Source organism: Parahoeflea olei (assembly GCF_001703635.1).
In the GTDB taxonomy this organism is placed as follows: domain Bacteria; phylum Pseudomonadota; class Alphaproteobacteria; order Rhizobiales; family Rhizobiaceae; genus Hoeflea; species Hoeflea olei.
The window spans coordinates 82,282-100,104 of the sequence record NZ_LQZT01000003.1; the positions used below are offsets into that span (position 1 = coordinate 82,282).

The following is a 17,823-nucleotide window of genomic DNA, read 5'->3' on the forward strand; positions in this document are numbered from 1 at the left end:
CCCAAGATGCGCATTCAGGCAGCAAAGCTCCAGGCACCCGCCCGTCTTACGCCGCAGCGCGCCGCATGGATCGCCCCGGAGCGCGGACTGGCATTCGCGAGCGCACCGAAACGAAAAACGCCGGGGCGATCTCTCGCCCCGGCGCTCGTTGATGATGCCAAAGTGGCTGGCGCGTCTTATTCGGACGCTGCGTCATCCTTCTTGGCGGCCTTCTTCTTGGCCGGAGCCTTCTTCTTCGGCGCCGGCTTTTCGGCAGCCTCTGCCTCGTCGTCGGCCAGCAGTTCTTCCTTGGTCACGGTCTTGTCCGTCACGTCGATGACGGTCAGCATGTGATCGATGGTCTTTTCTTCAAAGATCGGAGCGCGCAGCGAAGCCACAGCACCCGGGGTCTTCTGGAAATATTCATAGATCTGCTGTTCCTGGCCGGGGAACTTGCGCACCTGATCGAACAGCGCGCGCTGCAGTTCCTCGTCGGAAACCTGGACATTGGCCTCTTCGCCGATCTTCGACAGCACCAGACCGAGGCGCACGCGGCGCTCGGCGAGCTTGCGGTATTCCTCGCGGGCCGCTTCCTCGGTGGTGTCCTCGTCCTCGAAGGTCTTGCCGTTGTCGGAAAGTTCCTGGTTGATCTGGCGCCAGATGCTTTCGAATTCGGCGTCGACCAGCTTGGACGGCGTGTCGAACTTGTGGGCTTCGTCGAGCTGGTCGAGGATCTGCCGCTTCAGCTTCTGGCGGGTCACCTGACCATACTGGCTTTCGATCTGCGAGCGCACGATCTCGCGCAGCTTGTCAGCCGATTCGAGGCCCAGCGTCTTGGCGAGTTCGTCATTGATCTCGAGTTCGCCGGGAGCGGCAACCGCCTTCACCGTGATGTCGAAGGTGGCTTCCTTGCCGGCGAGGTGCGCGGCCTGGTACTCGGCCGGGAACGTGACGGTGATCACCTTCTCGTCGCCGGCCTTCAGGCCCACGAGCTGCTCTTCGAAGCCCGGGATGAAGCGGTTCGAGCCGATCACCAGTTCGGCGTCCTGGTCGGCGCCGCCTTCGAAGGGCTCGCCCTCGAGCTTGCCGAGGTAATCGATCGTCACCTTGTCGCCGTCGGCGGCCTTGCCGTCCTTGGGCTCGTAGGTGCGGCTGTTTTCGGCCACGCGCAGGACCTGCTCCTCGACTTCTTCGGCCGGAACGTCGATGACTTCGCGCACGACCTTGAAGCTCGACATGTCGGCCACGTCGAAGGCCGGAATCACTTCATAGGACATGGTGAATTCGAAGTCGGCATTGCCGTTGAGGATCTCGTCGGCTTCCTTCTCGTCCTCGGTCATGGCGATCTCGGGCTGCGTCGCAGCACGTTCACCACGCTCGGACAGGATCGCCGTCGGCTTTTCCTGGATCATCTCGTTGACGAGCTGGGCCATGATCGACTTGCCGTAGACCTTCTTGAGGTGCGAAATCGGCACCTTGCCCGGGCGAAAGCCGTTGAGCCGCATCTTGCCCTTGGCTTCGGCAAGCTTCTCGTTCATCTGCGAATTCATGTCCGCAGCGGGGACCACAACCTTCAATTCGCGCTTCAGCCCTTCGGCAAGCGTTTCGGTAACCTGCATGTTCAAACCTTCATTTCCTCGCGACTGCGACCGTTCGGGTTGGCCCCGCGACTGGGCCGGTTATCCGGCGTCGCCTGTGGCATTCTTCAAATTGAGCCGTCAAACCGGATCCTCCGGCAGACCGCCCCCTTGGTGTCCGTCCGCACATCCGGCGCCGAGCGGCAGCCGGAACGGACGCTAATCTGGTGCGGGTAGAGAGACTTGAACTCCCACGCCTTGCGGCACCAGAACCTAAATCTGGCGTGTCTACCAATTTCACCATACCCGCTCTAGGGTCGCAAAACACCGCTCGCGCAAGGCGACCCTGAACGCGGTCGCTCTATATCACCCGTTTGGCGGCGATCAAAGCAAAAATGACCTGAATGCCGCGGGTTTTTGCCCGGCTTCCCGCCCAAAGCCGGGTTCGGGGCGCCCGGCTTCTGCGGAGCGCCCGGGATTCTCAGTAGAGGGGCTCATTATAAAGCGTCTCGCCATCGATCATCAGCCGCGCGATCTGCGGCTCGCCTTCGGCCGAGACCCGCACCGCCACGGTGGTCCGCCCCTGGTTCTGCGCCTTTTCGATCTCCAGCCCCTCGCCTTCGGGCACGTAATAGCGCTCGATGCCGAAATCGAGCTGCGGAATCGAATACCGCAGGCCCGAGGCCGCCCGCACCCGCACCGGCAGCGATTTGAGAACGACCTCGTCGGCGGCGACGTTCTCGGGCCGCGTGAAGCTTGCCGAGCGCGCGGTGAAGATGCCGTCCCCGTCCGCTGCCAGCGTCAGCCAGACGGGCTGAACAGTTTCCGTGGACGGCCAACTGCCGGTGACCATGTCATCGCTCACCGACGAGACGTCGGCATAACCCAGCCGCACGTAATCGCCCCGCATCAGGTCGCGCGGATCGATCGGCTCGGTTCTGAGCAGGATTTCACGGCCGTCCCGCAGGATCGACGCCCGGTGCTCGATCGCCTGCGCCAGGCTTCCGATCAGCACGACAGCCGAAATCGCCGCGGCGATGTAGGGATTGGGCCTGCGCCTGAGAGTGTCTGCAAAGCCGCTCATGCGCTTGCCTCCCGCGTCTTCTTGAACCTTTTTTCGATCTTCATCACCGCAAAGGCGATGAGCGCGAGCAGGAGGCCGCCCAGGAACAGGAAGCCGGAGCTGCCGAGCAACGAGCCGAGCGTTTCGCCCACGACATAGATCGTCTCGCAGGTGAAGGCGAAATAGGCGAAGCGACGCGCCAGCCGGTTTTCGCCGCCGGCCACGGCCAGCACCACCACGCTCGCCACCAGGATCAGGGCGGCCATCGCCATCTCCGTGACAAGCCCCGAGCCGATCAGCGATGCCGGGGCGATCAGCGAAGCCTGCACCATGGCGAGCCCCACCAGCAGCATCACCGCGCCATAGCCCGAGAGTGCGCCGTGACGGGGAATGACGCCCGCCACGGATGCGGGCGCGAAGGAGCCCAGCGCAAAGGCCGCCGCACCGAGCGCCGCCAGGACATAGCCCGGATCGAGCGTCGTGGTGTCGTCGATCACCCACAACGTCCAGCCTACGAACGCAATCGCGCTCAAATGTCCGGCAAGGGCGGAGCGCGCGCGCCAGGCGGCGAAGGCCGTCGCGAGGATCAGCGCCAGCGCGGTCGCATAGGCTCCGACATTCGCGAAACTGCCGGAGATGCCCGAAAACACATCCGCTTCGCTGGCCATGTAGCCAAGCACCAAAGCACCCGCGCCCGCCGAGGCCAGTGCGGACGAAAACGAGAGCGCCACCACCAGGGCGCCAACGGCCCAGGTCAGTGTGAATGCGGTCGCGTCACCGCTGATATGGTACATCTGCCCGATCAGGGCGAGGCCCGCGCCGTAGCACAGAAGCGCGAACACCAGCGCCGCCTCGGCCACCCAGGCCGCCCCGCGGCGCAGCGCCGCCGCAGCAAGGCCGAGGCCCGCGGCAATCAGCGCGAGCAGGCCCGCGACCCGCATCACCCGCGGAATGCCTTCCCAGTTGGCGGCCACCAAGGCCACCACCGCAGCGCCGAACAGCACGGCCGCCAGAACCGCAAGCACACCGGACAGGCTGAAGCCGGAGTGGCGGCGGTCGTGATCGGCCAGCAGCACCTCGCCTTGTCCGGGCTGCAAAAGCCCGCTGCGCGTCCACACTTCGATCTCGCGCGCCAGGTATCGTCTCAACATGCGGCAATTTCCCTCATTGCACTCTTCCGCCCGGAACCTACATCAATCGCCGAAACGCACAACGGTCCGCGTTGCGCGAAGAAACGGCAGCCTGCTCCCGAATTATGGCGAGTCTGCATAGCCATGAGGCAAAACAGCACACGAAACGATTTAGCCATGCATTTACGGTATAGCTTCCATGAGTTTATTGCACTGCACAAATCGGTTTAACCTGACTATATTCACCTCATCGGAACGCCACGGTGGCGCGCCGGAGACAGCGGAACGAAGGAGATAGACCATGAAGCTGATCCGCTCCTTTTCGAGCTGGCGTAAGTACCGCGAAACATGCGTCGAGCTCAACAGGCTCTCTGAACGCGAGTTGAGCGACATCGGCATGTCCCGGGGCGATATTCCATTCGCCGCACGACGCGCCTTGTAAGAGTTTCAAGAATTCGGAGCGGCCTCCTCCTCCTCCCAAAGCCGCTTCGATGTGACTGACGTTCATCCTCCTCCCGAGCGTCAGTCTCCCAAAATGGCGCCCACCGGATCCTCCTCCCCCGGTGGGCGTTATTTTTTGGCCAGTCGCTCTTGTCCGCCTGCCGTTCCCTCCTGATCCCGCACCCGCCACCGCCTGCAGCCGACCCCAGCCCCCCCTGCAGTGCACACGCGCGCCTTAGCCTTGAAAAACAAGGGTTTGTTAAGATGCGTTGCAGTTTACGCATGGCTCCTTTGCGTAATTTTGCTCTGCACAAATTTGCGCAGATTGCCTATATTCAAGTCAACAAAACGGAGCTGCCGAGGCAGCCACAATCGAAAGGATCGAACCATGAACATCCGTAAGGCCTACAAAGACTGGCGCGACTATCGCAACACGGTCAACGAACTGTCCCGCATGTCCGAACGCGAACTGAACGACCTGGGCATTTCCCGCGGCGACATCCCCTTCGTGGCCCGCCGTCCCGGACACTGAAGGCAGGAATTCACAACCCGGCATTAACCGGCTTGTTCAAACGGCGCCCTGGCGACAGGGCGCTGTTTCTGTTTGTGGGGATACCCCTTGCCCGGCCAAGCGCCGGGTTTGTCAGGGCTTTTTTCCCGGGTCCGTTTCAGGCCCGCAACTGCCTCAAATTTCGGCACCACCAGGAACTGCACGGGCGGTTAACCAGCCATACCGGGCACGCATGCCTGACGTGAAAATATTGCTCTGCACAAATCGTCAGCAATCGCCTATATCTAGGGCATTCCAAAGATCAAAACACCGGCAGTGAGCCGGCGCCCCAAAACCGAGGAGCACATCATGAACATTTTCCACCGCGCCCGCACCTGGATGAAAACCCGCCAGACCGCGCATGAACTCGCCAACCTGTCCAACGAAACCCTCGCCGACATCGGCCTGACCCGTTTCGACATCGACAACGTGGCTCGCGGCCTTCGCACCCGCTAAACGACATCGTTCTTGCCCGTTCGCAACGGCGTCCGCTCGGACGCCGTTTTCGTTTGTGCGGATCAGCCACAAACGCCTTTGAGCCGGGCCCGCCTCCGTGATAAACGGGCGCCATGACCAAGCTTAGCCCTCCCCCGTCTTCCTCCCCCGTCCATGTCGTCGGCGGCGGTCTCGCAGGCTCCGAAGCCGCCTGGCAGATCGGCCGGCGCGGCGTTCCCGTGATCCTGCACGAGATGCGGCCGGTGCGCGGCACCGATGCCCACAAGACCGACGGGCTCGCCGAACTGGTCTGCTCCAACTCGTTCCGCTCCGACGACGCGGAAAACAACGCCGTCGGCGTGATCCATGCGGAAATGCGCCTGGCGGGCTCGCTGATCATGGCCTGCGCCGACAAGAACCAGGTGCCGGCGGGCGGCGCGCTGGCGGTCGACCGCGACGGCTTTTCGCAGGCCGTGACCGCGGCGATCGAGGCCGAGCCGCTGATCACCGTCGCGCGCGAGGAAGTGACCGGCCTGCCGCCGGCCGCATGGGGCCAGAGCATCATCGCCACCGGCCCGCTCACCGCACCGGCGCTCGCGGACGCGATCAGCGCCGAGACCGGGCAGGACGCGCTAGCCTTTTTCGACGCCATCGCCCCGATCATCCACACCGATTCGATCGACATGTCGGTGTGCTGGTTCCAGTCGCGCTACGACAAGGTCGGCCCTGGCGGCACCGGCAAGGACTACATCAACTGCCCGATGGACAAGGCGCAGTACGAAGCCTTTGTCGACGCGCTCATTGCGGGCGACACCACCGGCTTCAAGGAATGGGAAGGAACGCCCTATTTCGATGGCTGCCTGCCGATCGAGATCATGGCCGAGCGCGGCCGCGAGACGCTGCGCCACGGACCGATGAAGCCGATGGGGCTCACCAATGCCCACCAGCCGGACGTCAAACCCTATGCGGTGGTGCAGTTGCGCCAGGACAACGCACTCGGCACGCTCTACAACATGGTCGGATTCCAGACCAAGCTGAAATACGGCGCACAAGGCGAGATCTTCCGGCTGATTCCCGGCCTCGAGAACGCCGAATTCGCGCGTCTCGGCGGACTGCACCGCAACACCTATCTCAATTCGCCGCGGCTGCTCGACAGCACGCTCCAGCTGCGCGGGCGCCCCGGCCTCCGGTTCGCCGGCCAGATCACCGGCTGCGAAGGCTATGTCGAAAGTGCCGCCATGGGCTTGCTCGCCGGTCGCTTCGCTGCAGCAGAGCAGCTGGGCGAGCCGCTCGCGCCTCCGCCTGCGACCACCGCCTTCGGTGCGCTGCTCAACCACATCACCGGCGGCCATATCCTGAGCGACGACGAACCCGGCAAGCGCTCGTTCCAGCCGATGAATGTCAATTTCGGCCTGTTTCCACCGCTCGATCCCGGCGCCATCCAGCGCCCGGAAGGTGGAGGCCGGTTCCGCGGCAAGGACAAGGCGAAAGCCAAGAAGCAGGCGCTGGCCCGCCGCGCGCTCGGGGATTTTGCGGCCTGGCTCGGCCAGCCCGGCACCGCCGATGCCGCCGAATAGCCGTTCCGCCGGGCAATATTTGCGCCCCTCGCAAGGTCGAGCGCCCCAAGCGGCGCGGCTGGCGGGTGCGCACAGTCAACGCGCCTCGATCATCGCATGACACCCGTTCGGGATCGCGGCTTTGCCTTCGCCCTGATCGGGCTCGCCGCTGTTGCGACCGCCATGGCCGGACCGGCCCGGGCGGAGCCCAATTGCGCGGACGCCGTGCGCACCCTAATCAAGAGCGAGTATCCGGGCAAGTTTCCGCTCAAGACACCGGTCAAAAGCCGGATCCTTACCAAAATGCCCGGCAGCCCGGCCATGGCCACCTTCGTCCTCACCGACGGCGAACGGCATTTGAGCCTGAATGAGGACGGCGCCCCGGTTGCGCTGTATACCGAGGGCGGGTTCTACACCACGCCCGACAATGGCGAGAGCTGGGTGCTGGAGCAGGCCTTTTCCGCAACGGACCTCAACGAAGCCCGCCGCGGCCTCGAGACGCAGGCGCAGGACGCCCGGAACATCACCTGCACCCATGGCCTCGATCTCGATGGCCGCACGGTCCATCATTACACAGCCAAATACACGCTCCACATGATCGGTATGCCTGTCCACGCCGAATACTGGGTCCTCCCCGATACGGACTTTGCCTGGAAAACCCGGTTGATCTACGATCCCGGTGCAGAGAATGTCGTGGTCGAGCAGACAGCCGAACCGGCTCCGGAAGAACGCCTGCCCAATCCCGAAGGCTGATCAGCGGCTGGCGGCAAGGGCCGCCGCCCGTCCCTCATATTATCTCGGTCTATTCCGCCGCGACCGTGCGCGGAAAGGCTGACGGAGCAAGACCCGGAAGCCCGGGGGTGCCCGCCTGATCGGGGTGTCTTGCCACATAGTCCGCCTTCAGCTGCGCCGACCCCTTGCGCGAACCGTCATGGCTCCAGCCCGGCGGCGCGAACAGATAGGCCAGTCTCTGGCGCAAGCTCAGCCCCGGCTGAAACGCATCGCGGAACATGTCGACCCATTCGTGAAACGCCACCTTGAGCGGGTTGAAGCTGCCGATGTTCTTGACGATGCCGTAACGCGGCATGTCCTCGTCGCGCTCGGGCACGAAGCTGCCGAACATGCGATCCCAGATGATCAGCGTGCCGGCATAATTGCAGTCGAGATAGCGCGGATTGGTGGCATGATGCGCGCGGTGGTGCGACGGCGTGTTGAAGATCGCCTCGATCGGTTTCCACATCCGCCCGATCGCCTCGGTGTGGATCCAGAACTGGTAGACCAGGTTGAGCCCGCCCACGAACAGAAGCAGCACCGGATGAAACCCGATCAGCGCCAGCGGAATGCGCAGGATGAACATGCCGGTAAAGGTGCTGGTCCAGCTTTGCCGGAGCGCGGTCGACAGGTTGTAGTGCTGCGAGGAGTGGTGGTTGACGTGCTCCGCCCAGACCCAGCGGCAGCGATGCGCGATCCGGTGATACCAGTAATAGCGCAGGTCATCGAGAATGAAGCACAGCGCCACCGCCCACCAGGAGGTGCCGAAATCATGGATCCGGTAGTCCCAGGCCCATATCAGCACGCCAAAGGCGACAAACCCGAGCAGCAAGCCCGAGACCACATTGCCCACACCCATCATCAGCGAGGTGGCCGTGTCGCGGGTCTCGTAGTCGCCGCGGCCCTTGAGCACGCGGATGACGAACAGTTCCAAGAGAATCGCGATCACGAAGAACGGAATCGCCAGCTGTGTGACATCCGGAAAATCCTTGAGATCAGGCATGGTCCCCTCCTCCGGGCCCATCGAATTTCGGGCTTGCCAGCACGAAACTGCCGCACAGCCACAGCGACACCTCGGCCGCCTCCTCCCTGTTCAGGAACACATAGTTTCCGCCCTTGAGGGTGGAATCGTGAAACGTCACCTCCAGGCCCGGCTCGTCCTCGAGCGGCTTGACCGCCACCGAACCGGGCATGATCAGCCGGGCGATGAAGTGATGCCCCATCGCCTGCAGGAAGCCCACCTTGCCGTCCGCGAGCCGCAGGAAGCAGGCCTTGCCATCCATGGTCATGGTCACCGAGCGAATCGCTTCATCGGGATAGGCGCGCGCGAATTCCATGATCGCTTCACCCGGATCGCGCGTATCGACCTGCTTGGATCCGCCGCTGTAATGGACCGCAGCAACCACGACCAGCACGCCGAACGTGACCAGAACAACCAAAACGCCGATACTCATCCACATCCTCCGATAGTGACGCGGCTACGGGTTGCGTCACTGGCGCAGACTATGCCGCGCGGCTATGGGTTGTGCAAGCCGGGGCCGCCGGCACCCCACGCCCGGCGACCGAACCTCGAAGCAAGGCGCGAGAAGTTAGAGCCGGCCGCGCCGGGCACTGCGCAGAAGCCGCCATTGCCGGCGCCATTGCGCCGGATTGAGCGAGCCGGACAGGCTGTCAGCCCCCAGCCTTTCAGCGCGCGCAAGCACCGGCTCGACCAGCGACACCGGCAGATAGGCCGGGAAGACGCTGTCGCTCAGCGCCGCAATCGCCGGCTTGGCCTTGGTCAGATGCTCCCGCCCGTAGCTGGAAAAAGCCCGCACAGCGGTGCCGATCGCCGGCCGGTTGTCGCCCGCCAGGAACGAATCGCGGTCGAGCCCGGTGGCTGCCAGCAGGTCGGCGGGCAGGAAAACCTGTCCGCGCGCCTGGGTGATCGGCAACATCAGCAGATGTCCCGCCACCGCCTGCGCGACCCCGGCATGGCCGCTGGCGGTGCCAGCCCCGGCAGCCACTGCGGAATCGAGGATCAGCGCGGACATGTGCAGCACCGTCGCGGCGGTTTCGCCGGCATAGCCTTCATAGCCGTCGCGGTCGGGCATCGGGTCGTCGTAGAGATCGAAGATCCGCGCCTCGCACATCGCCAAAAGCGGCGCCCGCGGCAAGTGCCGGCGCGCGATCACGTCGAGGATCAGGCGGGCCACGGGATTGGCCTCGGCCTCCCCGGCACGTTCCCCCGCAAGCACGTCGCGCCACCATTGCAGCCGGATTTCGCCCGGCAGCGGTTCGCGCACCCTGTCGCGGACCGAGGCGATCTCGGCATTGAACAGCATCAGCGCCAGAAGATCGTCGCGGGCGTGCTCCGGCATCAGCAGCAGCGCCAGATAGCGGTCGAGATCGGCGGCGCGCAACCGGGCGAGCAGCCCGGCACGTTCCTCCGGCGCGAGCGCAGGCGGTGGTTCGGCGGCGCTCACGGGATCAGACTGCGACGAGCGCGGCGGCGACCGCCCGCGATTCGGCCAGCATCACGTTGTAGGTCCGGACCGCGGCCCCGGTGCTCATCGGATCGGACGAAACATGGGCCGCGCGCAGCGCGGTCCTGAGATCGCCCGGCAGCGGCCGGATCGACAGTCCGGTTCCGACCAGCAGGAATTCGATCTCTCCCGTTTCCCGCAGCACCTTGTCGAACAGGCTCGCCTCGAGCGGCGTGTCCCCGGTCACGTCCCAGCCGTAAATGCCGGACGGCAGGCAGAGGATCGAGCCCCGGTGCGACATGTCCGCAAACCGGAACCCGCCATTTCCATAGGCCTCGATCGGCGCACGGCCAGGGAAATGCGCCTCGCGGATCTCGATGCCCCGTGCCATTCTCAGGCCGTGCTCTTGGACGCGCCGCCCGGAGCGGTTTCCTCTTCGGTCTCCTCGTCCTTCTCCGAGCGGAAGGTATCCGACCTGAGCTTGAACAGGATCAGCACCGGCGCGGCGATGAAGATCGACGAATAGGTGCCGACGACGACGCCGAAGATCATGGCGAAGGTGAAGGACCGGATCACTTCGCCGCCGAACACGAACAGGGCGAGCAGCGCCAGAAGCGTTGTCAGCGATGTCAGGATGGTGCGCGGCAGCATCTGGTTGATCGAGAGGTCGAGCAGCGCCGGCAGCGGCATCTTCTTGTAGCGCCGCAGGTTTTCGCGGACACGGTCGTAGACCACCACGGTGTCGTTGAGCGAATAGCCGACGATCGTCAGCACCGCCGCGATACTCGACAGGTTGAACTCGATCCCGGTGACCACAAAGATGCCGATGGTCAGCACCACGTCGTGCACCGTGGCGATGATCGAGCCGAGCGCGAACTGCCACTCGAACCGGAACCAGATATAGACCAGAATCGCGAGCAGCGAGGCGATCACGGCGATCGTGCCCGCCTGCGCCAGTTCGCCCGAAACCGTCGGACCTACCACTTCCACGCGGCGGATATCGTAGTCGCTTTCGAGTTCGGCACGCACCAGGGTGATGACCGTCTGTTCGGCGTTCTCGCCGCCGCCCTGGGCCTGGACCCGGATCAGCACCTCACGTGGCGAGCCGAATTCCTGCGCCTGGATGTCGCCGAGATTGAGTTCGGAGAGCCGCGCTCGGATATCGCCGACATCGGCATCGCCGCTCTTGGCCTGCACCTCGATCATCGATCCGCCCTTGAAATCGATGCCGTAGTTCATGTTGATCGTGGCGAACAGCGCCATCGAGGCGAGCGAAGCCGCCGCCGACAACAGGAACGTGAAGCGCCGGATCTTCATGAAGCGGAACGTGAAATCGCGGATGATCGCATCCAGCGCACCCTTGGGCATGGCCTTGGGACGGCGCCGCCGCACCCATTCCGCCACCAGCCAGCGCGTGAAGGTGAAGGCGGTGAAGACGGTGGTGGCGATACCCACGGCAAGCGTCACGGCGAAGCCCCGCACCGGCCCGGTGCCAAGATAGAACAGGATGACAGCCGCGATCAGCGTGGTGATGTTGGCATCGAGAATGGTGGAGAAGGCCTTGCTGAAGCCCGCATCGATCGCCTGGATCAGCGATCGCCCGGATCGGTGCTCCTCGCGGATTCGTTCGTAGATCAGCACGTTGGAATCGACCGCCATGCCGACGGTCAGCACGATGCCGGCAATGCCGGGCAATGTCAGCGTCGCCCCGAGCAGGGTCAGGATGGCGATGATCATCACCACGTTGGCAATCAGTGCCAGGTTGGCGAGAAAGCCGAGCATGCCGTAGGCCACGAACATGAAGACCAGCACCAGGGCCGCGCCGATCATGCCGGCGATTTCGCCGGCGGCGACCGAGTCGGCCCCCAGGCCCGGGCCCACCGTGCGCACGGTGAGCGTGGCCGGCAGCGCGCCGGCGCGCAGCAGGATCGCCAGATCGTTGGCGCTCTGGACGTCAAAATTGCCCGAGATCTGCCCGGTGCCGCCCAGGATCGGCTCGCGGATCACCGGCGCCGACACCACCTGGTCGTCGAGCACGATGGCAAAGGGCAGTCCGACATTCTTGGTGGTCGCCTGGCCGAAGCGCTGGCCGCCCTTGGAATCGAAGCGGAAACTGACGATTGGCTCGTTGGTGCGCTGGTCGTAGCCGGCCTGGGCATCGACCAGGTTTTCACCCGAGACCAGAACCGCACGCTGCACGAGATAGGGAACCGGCGGATCGTCGGTCGAATAGAGCACTTCCGACCCTGCCGGCGGACGGCCTTCGATCGCCTCCTGCACCGGCATCGAGGTATCGACCATCCGGAAGGTGAGCTTGGCGGTCTGGTTGAGCAGGTTCTTGAGCCGTTCGGGATCGGACAGACCGGGAACCTGAACCAGGATGCGGTCTGCGCCCTGGCGCTGGATCACCGGCTCGGTGGTGCCGAGTTCATCGATGCGCTTGCGCACCACCTCGATCGACTGCGCCACCGCCGAGGACACCCGGTAGGTAATGCCCTGGTCGGTCAGGAGGATGCGAAGCTGGCCGGGTTGCGGCTCCTCGATGGTCGCTTCGGCGACGGTTCCGCCGCCGAACAGGCCGGAATTCACCGGCTGCGTGAGCTCCTTGAGCGCTTCCTTGGCCTCTTCCACGCGGGCATCGTCGCGAATGCGCACCTGCACCATCTGGCCGGTGCCCGAAAGCCCCGTATAGCCGATACCGGCGTCGCGCAGCAGCCGCCGCACATCATCGACGGTGGTGTTGAGCCTGTCCTTGATGATGTCCTGGCGGTCCACCTGCAGCAGCATGTAGGAACCGCCCTGCAGATCGAGGCCGAGCGTCAGCTTCTTGGAGGGCGCCCATTCCGGCAGGTTCTGCACCTGCTGCTGGCTGAGAAGGTTCGGGAAGGCGAAGACGACGCCGGCGAGAACCGCAAGCCAGATAAGGGTTGTTTTCCAACGGGAGAAATAAAGCATGGCGCTCTCGGCTCATCCTCAAGGACGAATAGGGGTGGGCATTACACGGCGGAACAGGACGGACAGGGAAAGTCCCTGTCCGTCATTTGAGGCTATTCCTTGGCAGGCTCGCCCTTGACGCGGACATCCGCGATCAGGCTGCGCATCGTGCGCACCTTGACGCCATCCGCGATCTCGACTTCCAGCTCGTTGTCGTCGACCACCTTGGTCACCTTGGCGACGATGCCGCCGCCGGTGATGATCTGGTCGCCACGGCGGACGTTCTTGAGCATTTCCTCGCGCTTTTTCATCTGTGCGCGCTGCGGCCGGATGATCAGCAGGTACATGATGACGAAGATCAAGAGGAAAGGCAGGATCGACATCAAAATCTCGCCGCCGCCGCCAACAGCGGTCTGGGCATAAGCCGGGGTCACGAACATGAAAAACTCCTTGAGGATAAGCTTGGGAGAGCCTGGGAGGGCTCCCCGACAGTCGAGCGGAATATAGTGGCAAGATAGCCGATTGCAACGCAAACATGCCGCGCATCCTCGCGATTTACGGCACAATACCGCTTTTCCGCGTCAATATGCCGTGCTACCGCCGTGGCTGCATGTTCCGCTCGCGCCAGACGGCCGCATTGCCGGGGCATGCGCCGATTCCATGCGGGCGGCAGGGGCGCTTTTTCGCGGCGCCGGCGCCCGGAAGCAAGACCTCGCGGACTCCCGCCAAAACGGATCATCCCATGCAAGACGATACAGCCCGACAGATTCTCGCTGAACTCGCCCGCCTCGCCAAGGCGGTCGAAATGCTCACGCCCGCACCTGCCGCCCGCAATGACGTCAGCGCCGCCGACTGCTTCGTGTGGGAGGCCGAAACCCGGCATCTGGCGCCCGTGGCCAAGCCGAACCGGGTGGAGATCGGCCTGATCAAGGGTGTCGATCATGTCCGCGACATCCTGGTCGACAACACCCGTCGCTTTGCCAGCGGCCTTGCCGCCAACAATGTACTGCTGTGGGGCGCGCGCGGCATGGGCAAGTCGTCGCTGGTCAAGGCGGTGCATGCGACGCTGGCGGGCGATCCGGCCTTTCCCGCACCGCTCAAGCTCGTCGAGATCCACCGCGAGGACATCAACACCCTGCCCGCACTGATGGCGCTGCTGCGGCCCGAGCCCGCGCGGTTCCTGCTGTTTTGCGACGACCTGTCATTCGATCACGACGACACCGCCTACAAGTCGCTCAAAGCCGCGCTCGACGGCGGCATCGAGGGCCGGCCGGACAATGTGCTGCTCTACGCCACCTCCAACCGCCGCCATCTCCTGCCCCGCGACATGATCGAGAACGAGCGCTCCACCGCCATCAACCCGGCCGAGGCGGTCGAGGAGAAAGTCTCGCTCTCGGACCGGTTCGGCCTTTGGCTCGGCTTCCACAAATGCTCCCAGGACGAGTATCTCGACATGGTGTCGGGCTATGCCGCGCATTTCGGGCTCGAGATTGCGCCCGAAGCGCTCCGGGCCGAAGCGCTCGAATGGGCGACCACCCGCGGCGCGCGCTCCGGTCGCGTCGCCTGGCAGTTCATCCAGGACGTTGCCGGCCGCCACGGCAAGGCGATCTGAACGCCACGCCGACGCGACAGGACAGCCACAACGAAAAGAGGCCGGGGCTCAACGCACCGGCCTCTTTCCGCTTTCGCCTGGAGGGGCGTTATTCGAGATACTTGGCCGGATCGACCGGGGTCGCGTTCTTGCGGACTTCGAAATGCAGCCGCGGGGTCTTGGCGATGCCGGTCATGCCGGAGCTGGCGATCACCTGGCCACGCACCACCTTGTCGCCGCGCGACACATTGAGGCTTTCGGCGTGGGCGTAGACCGTGACCAGCCCGTCGTCATGGCGCAAGAGCACGGTCTTGCCGTATTCCTGCAGGCCATCGCCGGAGTAGATCACAACGCCGTTTTCCGCGGCCTTGATCGGCGTGCCTGTCGGCAGCGAAATGTCGATGCCATCGTTGCGCTTGCCGTTCTCGGTCTTGGCGAAGCCGGTGATCACCTGCCCCCGCGCCGGCCAGCGGAACTTGTCGATGCCGGTGGATGCGGGCGCGATCGAGGCGGTTTCTGACTTGGCCTTGGCGGCGACGCTGTCGGTCTTGGCGCTCGCGGGCGGCGTATAGGGCTTGGGCTGCTCGGCCGCAGGAACCGACGCGGTCCTGGTCGTGCGGTCCACGGCCGGGGCGCCGGCAGCCGGAATGGTAAGCGTCTGGCCGATGCGGATATTCGTGTTCGACAGCGAATTGACCGCCTTGAGCGCGTCGACGCTCACCCCGTGCTGGTTGGCGATCCTGGTCAGCGTGTCGCCGCTCTTGACGGTATAGGTGCCTTCGGCGGAGCCCTTCGGGGCGGCATTGTCCGCATTGGCGGTCAGCGCCTGCGGCGACGCGTTGTCGGTCCGCGGATTGCGCGGCGACGGCACCGTGGGCAGAACCGCCACATCCTGGCGCGGCGCGGGTGCGGGCACGGGCAGTTGATCCTGCTTGGCTTCGCCGAGCAGACCGGTGCCGGACCTCGAAGACCGCGTCATCGGGTTGTTGTCGGGAGCCGAGACCGGCGCCTGGCGCGAATAGACATAGACCGGGATCAGCAACTGCCGGCCCGCCGACACCCGCGAGGCATCGTCAATGCCGTTGGCCTTCATGATTTCGTTCGCCGGCACGCCGTAGCGCTTGGAGAGATTGTAGATGGTCTCGCCTTCGCCGAGCGTGATCCGGGTCGCCCCGGCCGTGGTCCAGCCATTGCCCTGCGATGCGGTGCCGGTCACGATCGGATCGGGCGTGATCGCGGGCGCGTTGGCGGCATAGGCTGGCTTGGCCTCGACGCCGGCCGCCGGACGGGCGGGCCGTTCCGGGAACGGCTGCTGCGGGGCCTGCGCGACATCGCCCTGCCGGCGCGGCGTGCTGGGCGCGGCGAGTGCCGGCTGCGGCGCCGCAAGCGCCTGACGCGCCACCACCGGCTGGCTGTTCGAGCCGCTGTTGATCAGGCCTGACGAAGATGCCGAGGCACGTGCCGCGGAACCCGGCACCGACCCGGTCGCGGTCGGATCATAGGCGGGAACCGAAGCCGAGCGATAATCACCGGGATAGGCCTGGGAGACGGAACCGGGCGCCGCCGGATAGCCGCCGTTCTGTGCGGGCAATCCGCCGGAGCCACCGATATCGGCAAGCGGGGCGAGCCGAGAGGCGGACGGCGCAGGCACCGAAGCCGTCAACAACTGATCCGTGTTGCGGTAACCGAAGCGGGTCGCATCCGAGCTGCAAGCTGCAGCGGACCCGGCCAGAAGGGCGACACCGAGCAAGCGGCTCACCGATGCACCTGGAACGACAGTCTTTCTGAGACGCATAACACACCCAATCCACGCAATACCTAGTGCGATGATTAAAGCGCGTTAGTGTTACTCTTCAGTTAAAACGGCGCGTTTGTCTGCATTTTTACGGGTCGCCGGCCCCCGCGCACGTCGTCACAGGGCCGCGGCCAGGCCCGGGATAAAGGGCCGGTAAGGCACCTCGAACAGGTCTTCGCGCTCGAACCGGCTGCCGATCTTTGTCAGGCGCGCCATCCGCGCCCTCCCGTCTTCCGCCAGGATCGGCGCCAGCATCACGCCACCCGAGGCGAGCTGTTCGACAAAGGCGCGCGGCATGCTGTCGAAAGCACAGGTTGCAATGATGCGGTCGAAGGCGCCCTCCCCGCTCATGCCCTTGAGACCGTCGGCCTGGCGGGCGATGACATTGCCAATCCCGAGATGCGCAAAGCGCTGTTGCGCGAGCTGCACCAGGGTCTTGTAGCGGTCGACGGTCACCACCCGCTCGACCATGCGCGCAGCCACCGCGGCGAGGAACCCGCTGCCGGTGCCGACATCGAGGAAGCGCTGTCCCGGCTCCAGCGACAAAAGCGACAGGAGCCGCGCCACGAGGTCGGCGCTTTCGGCAAAGCCGCCGCAATCGATCGGCAGCAAACGGTCCTGATAGGCCGCATCGGCATGGGCGGCGGAGACGAAAAGGGTGCGCGGCGTCTGTTCGAGCGCGGCCAGCAGCGGCTTGTCGGCCAAGCCTTCGGCGCGCAGGCGCATGAACAGGCCGGCAAACCCTTCCTTCTCCAGGAGCCGCACATCCATGCGTCAGTCTTCCAGGGCTGCGGCCAGCTTCTCCTGAACCGCGTGATTGGTCAGATCGAGCTTGAGCGGCGTGACCGAGATATAGCCCTTGGAGATCGCCTTGATATCGCTGTTGGCTTCGGAGGAGAAATTGCGTCTGCCGAATTTCAGCCAGAAATAGGGAAACCCGCGGCCGTCGCGGCGCTCTTCGATCGAAAGCCCGTGCGTCATCTGTCCCTGGTCAGTGACGATCACGCCCTGCACCTCGTCGACCTCGCAGCTCGGGAAATTGACATTGAGCAGCGTGCCGGCCGGCAGGTCGACGGCAATGAGCTTTTCCAGAAGCTTCGGCGCCAGGGTTTCGGCCACCCCCCAGGGGATAATCCGCCCCTCGCCCGAATTGTGGGCCTGGCTCAGCGCAATCGAGCGCACGCCGAGAAGCGTGCCTTCCATGGCGCCGGCGACCGTGCCCGAATAGGTGACGTCGTCGGCCACGTTCTGTCCGGCATTGACCCCGGACAGCACCAGGTCGGGCGCCTTGTCCATCAGCTGCCGGACCGCCATGATCACGCAGTCGGTGGGCGTGCCGCGCAACGCGTAAACCTGGTCGCGCACCTTGCGCAGCCGCAGCGGCTCGGACAGCGTCAGCGAATGCGCAAGACCGCTCTGGTCGGTCTCCGGCGCGACGATCCAGACGTCGTCGGACAGGGTGCGGGCGATGCGCTCAAGCACCTCAAGTCCCTCGGCGTGGATGCCGTCGTCGTTGGTGATGAGTATGCGCATTGC

18 protein-coding genes and 1 tRNA gene are annotated in these 17,823 nt (G+C 64.7%); 6 read left to right on the forward strand and 13 right to left on the reverse strand.

Going from position 1 to position 17,823, the window contains the following annotated elements:
• Positions 1 to 176: 176 nt before the first annotated feature.
• From tig to AWJ14_RS04345, 4 genes are all read right to left on the reverse strand, one after another.
• On the reverse strand, positions 177 to 1,598 hold the full coding sequence (gene tig, locus AWJ14_RS04330) for a trigger factor (RefSeq protein WP_066175558.1): 1,422 nt from the start codon (positions 1,596 to 1,598) through the stop codon (positions 177 to 179).
• A 183-nt stretch (positions 1,599 to 1,781) separates the two neighbouring features.
• Positions 1,782 to 1,866, reverse strand: a tRNA-Leu gene (locus tag AWJ14_RS04335).
• A 171-nt stretch (positions 1,867 to 2,037) separates the two neighbouring features.
• Positions 2,038 to 2,640: a GDYXXLXY domain-containing protein gene (locus AWJ14_RS04340; RefSeq protein ID WP_066175369.1), complete on the reverse strand. Its 603-nt coding sequence runs from the start codon at positions 2,638 to 2,640 to the stop codon at positions 2,038 to 2,040.
• Positions 2,637 to 3,770 carry a DUF2157 domain-containing protein gene (locus tag AWJ14_RS04345; protein ID WP_066175372.1) on the reverse strand — a complete coding sequence of 378 codons (1,134 nt, stop codon included), beginning with the start codon at positions 3,768 to 3,770 and terminating at the stop codon, positions 2,637 to 2,639. The genes AWJ14_RS04340 and AWJ14_RS04345 overlap by 4 nt, the downstream gene beginning before the upstream one ends.
• A gap of 280 nt (positions 3,771 to 4,050) precedes the next feature.
• Between AWJ14_RS04345 and AWJ14_RS04350 the strand changes: the two genes are divergently transcribed.
• The 5 genes from AWJ14_RS04350 (at position 4,051) to AWJ14_RS04370 (ending at position 7,484) form a co-directional block, all read left to right on the forward strand.
• Positions 4,051 to 4,191 carry a DUF1127 domain-containing protein gene (locus AWJ14_RS04350; RefSeq protein WP_066175373.1) on the forward strand — a complete coding sequence of 47 codons (141 nt, stop codon included), beginning with the start codon at positions 4,051 to 4,053 and terminating at the stop codon, positions 4,189 to 4,191.
• Between the two features lie 387 nt (positions 4,192 to 4,578).
• Positions 4,579 to 4,722: a DUF1127 domain-containing protein gene (locus AWJ14_RS04355; protein WP_066175376.1), complete on the forward strand. Its 144-nt coding sequence runs from the start codon at positions 4,579 to 4,581 to the stop codon at positions 4,720 to 4,722.
• Positions 4,723 to 5,049: 327 nt separating this feature from the next.
• Positions 5,050 to 5,196: a DUF1127 domain-containing protein gene (locus AWJ14_RS04360; RefSeq protein WP_066175378.1), complete on the forward strand. Its 147-nt coding sequence runs from the start codon at positions 5,050 to 5,052 to the stop codon at positions 5,194 to 5,196.
• Between the two features lie 113 nt (positions 5,197 to 5,309).
• Positions 5,310 to 6,752 carry a methylenetetrahydrofolate--tRNA-(uracil(54)-C(5))-methyltransferase (FADH(2)-oxidizing) TrmFO gene (trmFO, locus tag AWJ14_RS04365; protein WP_066175379.1) on the forward strand — a complete coding sequence of 481 codons (1,443 nt, stop codon included), beginning with the start codon at positions 5,310 to 5,312 and terminating at the stop codon, positions 6,750 to 6,752.
• A gap of 96 nt (positions 6,753 to 6,848) precedes the next feature.
• Positions 6,849 to 7,484, forward strand: coding sequence for a hypothetical protein (locus AWJ14_RS04370; protein ID WP_066175382.1), 636 nt, complete (start codon positions 6,849 to 6,851; stop codon positions 7,482 to 7,484).
• 49 nt (positions 7,485 to 7,533) lie between these two features.
• Here AWJ14_RS04370 and AWJ14_RS04375 read toward each other — a convergent pair whose 3' ends face one another.
• The 6 genes from AWJ14_RS04375 to yajC all read right to left on the reverse strand — a co-directional run bounded on the left by AWJ14_RS04375 (position 7,534) and on the right by yajC (position 13,341).
• Complete coding sequence (locus tag AWJ14_RS04375) at positions 7,534 to 8,505, reverse strand: sterol desaturase family protein (RefSeq protein ID WP_066175383.1); 972 nt, start codon at positions 8,503 to 8,505, stop codon at positions 7,534 to 7,536.
• Positions 8,498 to 8,956: a hypothetical protein gene (locus tag AWJ14_RS04380; protein ID WP_066175385.1), complete on the reverse strand. Its 459-nt coding sequence runs from the start codon at positions 8,954 to 8,956 to the stop codon at positions 8,498 to 8,500. Before AWJ14_RS04380 ends, AWJ14_RS04375 begins: the two co-directional genes overlap by 8 nt.
• A 135-nt stretch (positions 8,957 to 9,091) precedes the next feature.
• The gene (locus AWJ14_RS04385) at positions 9,092 to 9,967 is read right to left on the reverse strand and encodes a phytoene/squalene synthase family protein (protein ID WP_245304126.1); all 876 of its coding nucleotides are present in this window, start codon (positions 9,965 to 9,967) and stop codon (positions 9,092 to 9,094) included.
• A 4-nt stretch (positions 9,968 to 9,971) separates the two neighbouring features.
• Positions 9,972 to 10,358, reverse strand: a complete 387-nt coding sequence (locus AWJ14_RS04390; protein ID WP_066175387.1) for an Mth938-like domain-containing protein — start codon at positions 10,356 to 10,358, stop codon at positions 9,972 to 9,974.
• A gap of 2 nt (positions 10,359 to 10,360) precedes the next feature.
• The gene (gene secDF / locus AWJ14_RS04395; RefSeq protein ID WP_066175389.1) at positions 10,361 to 12,922 is read right to left on the reverse strand and encodes a protein translocase subunit SecDF; all 2,562 of its coding nucleotides are present in this window, start codon (positions 12,920 to 12,922) and stop codon (positions 10,361 to 10,363) included.
• Between the two features lie 92 nt (positions 12,923 to 13,014).
• Positions 13,015 to 13,341 (reverse strand): preprotein translocase subunit YajC, encoded by a 327-nt coding sequence (gene yajC / locus AWJ14_RS04400; RefSeq protein ID WP_066175391.1) that lies wholly within the window; start codon positions 13,339 to 13,341, stop codon positions 13,015 to 13,017.
• A gap of 302 nt (positions 13,342 to 13,643) precedes the next feature.
• Here yajC and AWJ14_RS04405 point away from each other — a divergent pair, with 302 nt between their 5' ends.
• Positions 13,644 to 14,513, forward strand: a complete 870-nt coding sequence (locus AWJ14_RS04405) for an ATP-binding protein (RefSeq protein WP_066175563.1) — start codon at positions 13,644 to 13,646, stop codon at positions 14,511 to 14,513.
• An 88-nt stretch (positions 14,514 to 14,601) separates the two neighbouring features.
• Here AWJ14_RS04405 and AWJ14_RS04410 read toward each other — a convergent pair whose 3' ends face one another.
• The 3 genes from AWJ14_RS04410 to surE all read right to left on the reverse strand — a co-directional run bounded on the left by AWJ14_RS04410 (position 14,602) and on the right by surE (position 17,820).
• Entirely contained in the window at positions 14,602 to 16,155 is a 1,554-nt protein-coding gene (locus AWJ14_RS04410) for a peptidoglycan DD-metalloendopeptidase family protein (RefSeq protein WP_245304127.1), read from the reverse strand.
• A 249-nt stretch (positions 16,156 to 16,404) separates the two neighbouring features.
• Positions 16,405 to 17,058 (reverse strand): protein-L-isoaspartate(D-aspartate) O-methyltransferase, encoded by a 654-nt coding sequence (locus tag AWJ14_RS04415; protein WP_066175395.1) that lies wholly within the window; start codon positions 17,056 to 17,058, stop codon positions 16,405 to 16,407.
• Positions 17,059 to 17,061: 3 nt separating this feature from the next.
• Positions 17,062 to 17,820, reverse strand: coding sequence for a 5'/3'-nucleotidase SurE (gene surE / locus AWJ14_RS04420; protein ID WP_066175397.1), 759 nt, complete (start codon positions 17,818 to 17,820; stop codon positions 17,062 to 17,064).
• Between the last annotated feature and the right edge of the window lie 3 nt (positions 17,821 to 17,823).

Coding starts and splice junctions, on each gene's coding strand:
- AWJ14_RS04390 (WP_066175387.1), bottom strand. CDS start 10,358: ATGGCACGGGGCATCGAGATCCGCGAGGCGCATTTCCCTGGCCGTGCG.
- tig (WP_066175558.1), bottom strand. CDS start 1,598: ATGCAGGTTACCGAAACGCTTGCCGAAGGGCTGAAGCGCGAATTGAAG.
- AWJ14_RS04375 (WP_066175383.1), bottom strand. CDS start 8,505: ATGCCTGATCTCAAGGATTTTCCGGATGTCACACAGCTGGCGATTCCG.
- AWJ14_RS04370 (WP_066175382.1), top strand. CDS start 6,849: ATGACACCCGTTCGGGATCGCGGCTTTGCCTTCGCCCTGATCGGGCTC.
- surE (WP_066175397.1), bottom strand. CDS start 17,820: ATGCGCATACTCATCACCAACGACGACGGCATCCACGCCGAGGGACTT.
- AWJ14_RS04380 (WP_066175385.1), bottom strand. CDS start 8,956: ATGAGTATCGGCGTTTTGGTTGTTCTGGTCACGTTCGGCGTGCTGGTC.
- AWJ14_RS04340 (WP_066175369.1), bottom strand. CDS start 2,640: ATGAGCGGCTTTGCAGACACTCTCAGGCGCAGGCCCAATCCCTACATC.
- AWJ14_RS04415 (WP_066175395.1), bottom strand. CDS start 17,058: ATGGATGTGCGGCTCCTGGAGAAGGAAGGGTTTGCCGGCCTGTTCATG.
- trmFO (WP_066175379.1), top strand. CDS start 5,310: ATGACCAAGCTTAGCCCTCCCCCGTCTTCCTCCCCCGTCCATGTCGTC.
- AWJ14_RS04360 (WP_066175378.1), top strand. CDS start 5,050: ATGAACATTTTCCACCGCGCCCGCACCTGGATGAAAACCCGCCAGACC.
- AWJ14_RS04350 (WP_066175373.1), top strand. CDS start 4,051: ATGAAGCTGATCCGCTCCTTTTCGAGCTGGCGTAAGTACCGCGAAACA.
- yajC (WP_066175391.1), bottom strand. CDS start 13,341: ATGTTCGTGACCCCGGCTTATGCCCAGACCGCTGTTGGCGGCGGCGGC.
- AWJ14_RS04355 (WP_066175376.1), top strand. CDS start 4,579: ATGAACATCCGTAAGGCCTACAAAGACTGGCGCGACTATCGCAACACG.
- AWJ14_RS04345 (WP_066175372.1), bottom strand. CDS start 3,770: ATGTTGAGACGATACCTGGCGCGCGAGATCGAAGTGTGGACGCGCAGC.
- secDF (WP_066175389.1), bottom strand. CDS start 12,922: ATGCTTTATTTCTCCCGTTGGAAAACAACCCTTATCTGGCTTGCGGTT.
- AWJ14_RS04405 (WP_066175563.1), top strand. CDS start 13,644: ATGCAAGACGATACAGCCCGACAGATTCTCGCTGAACTCGCCCGCCTC.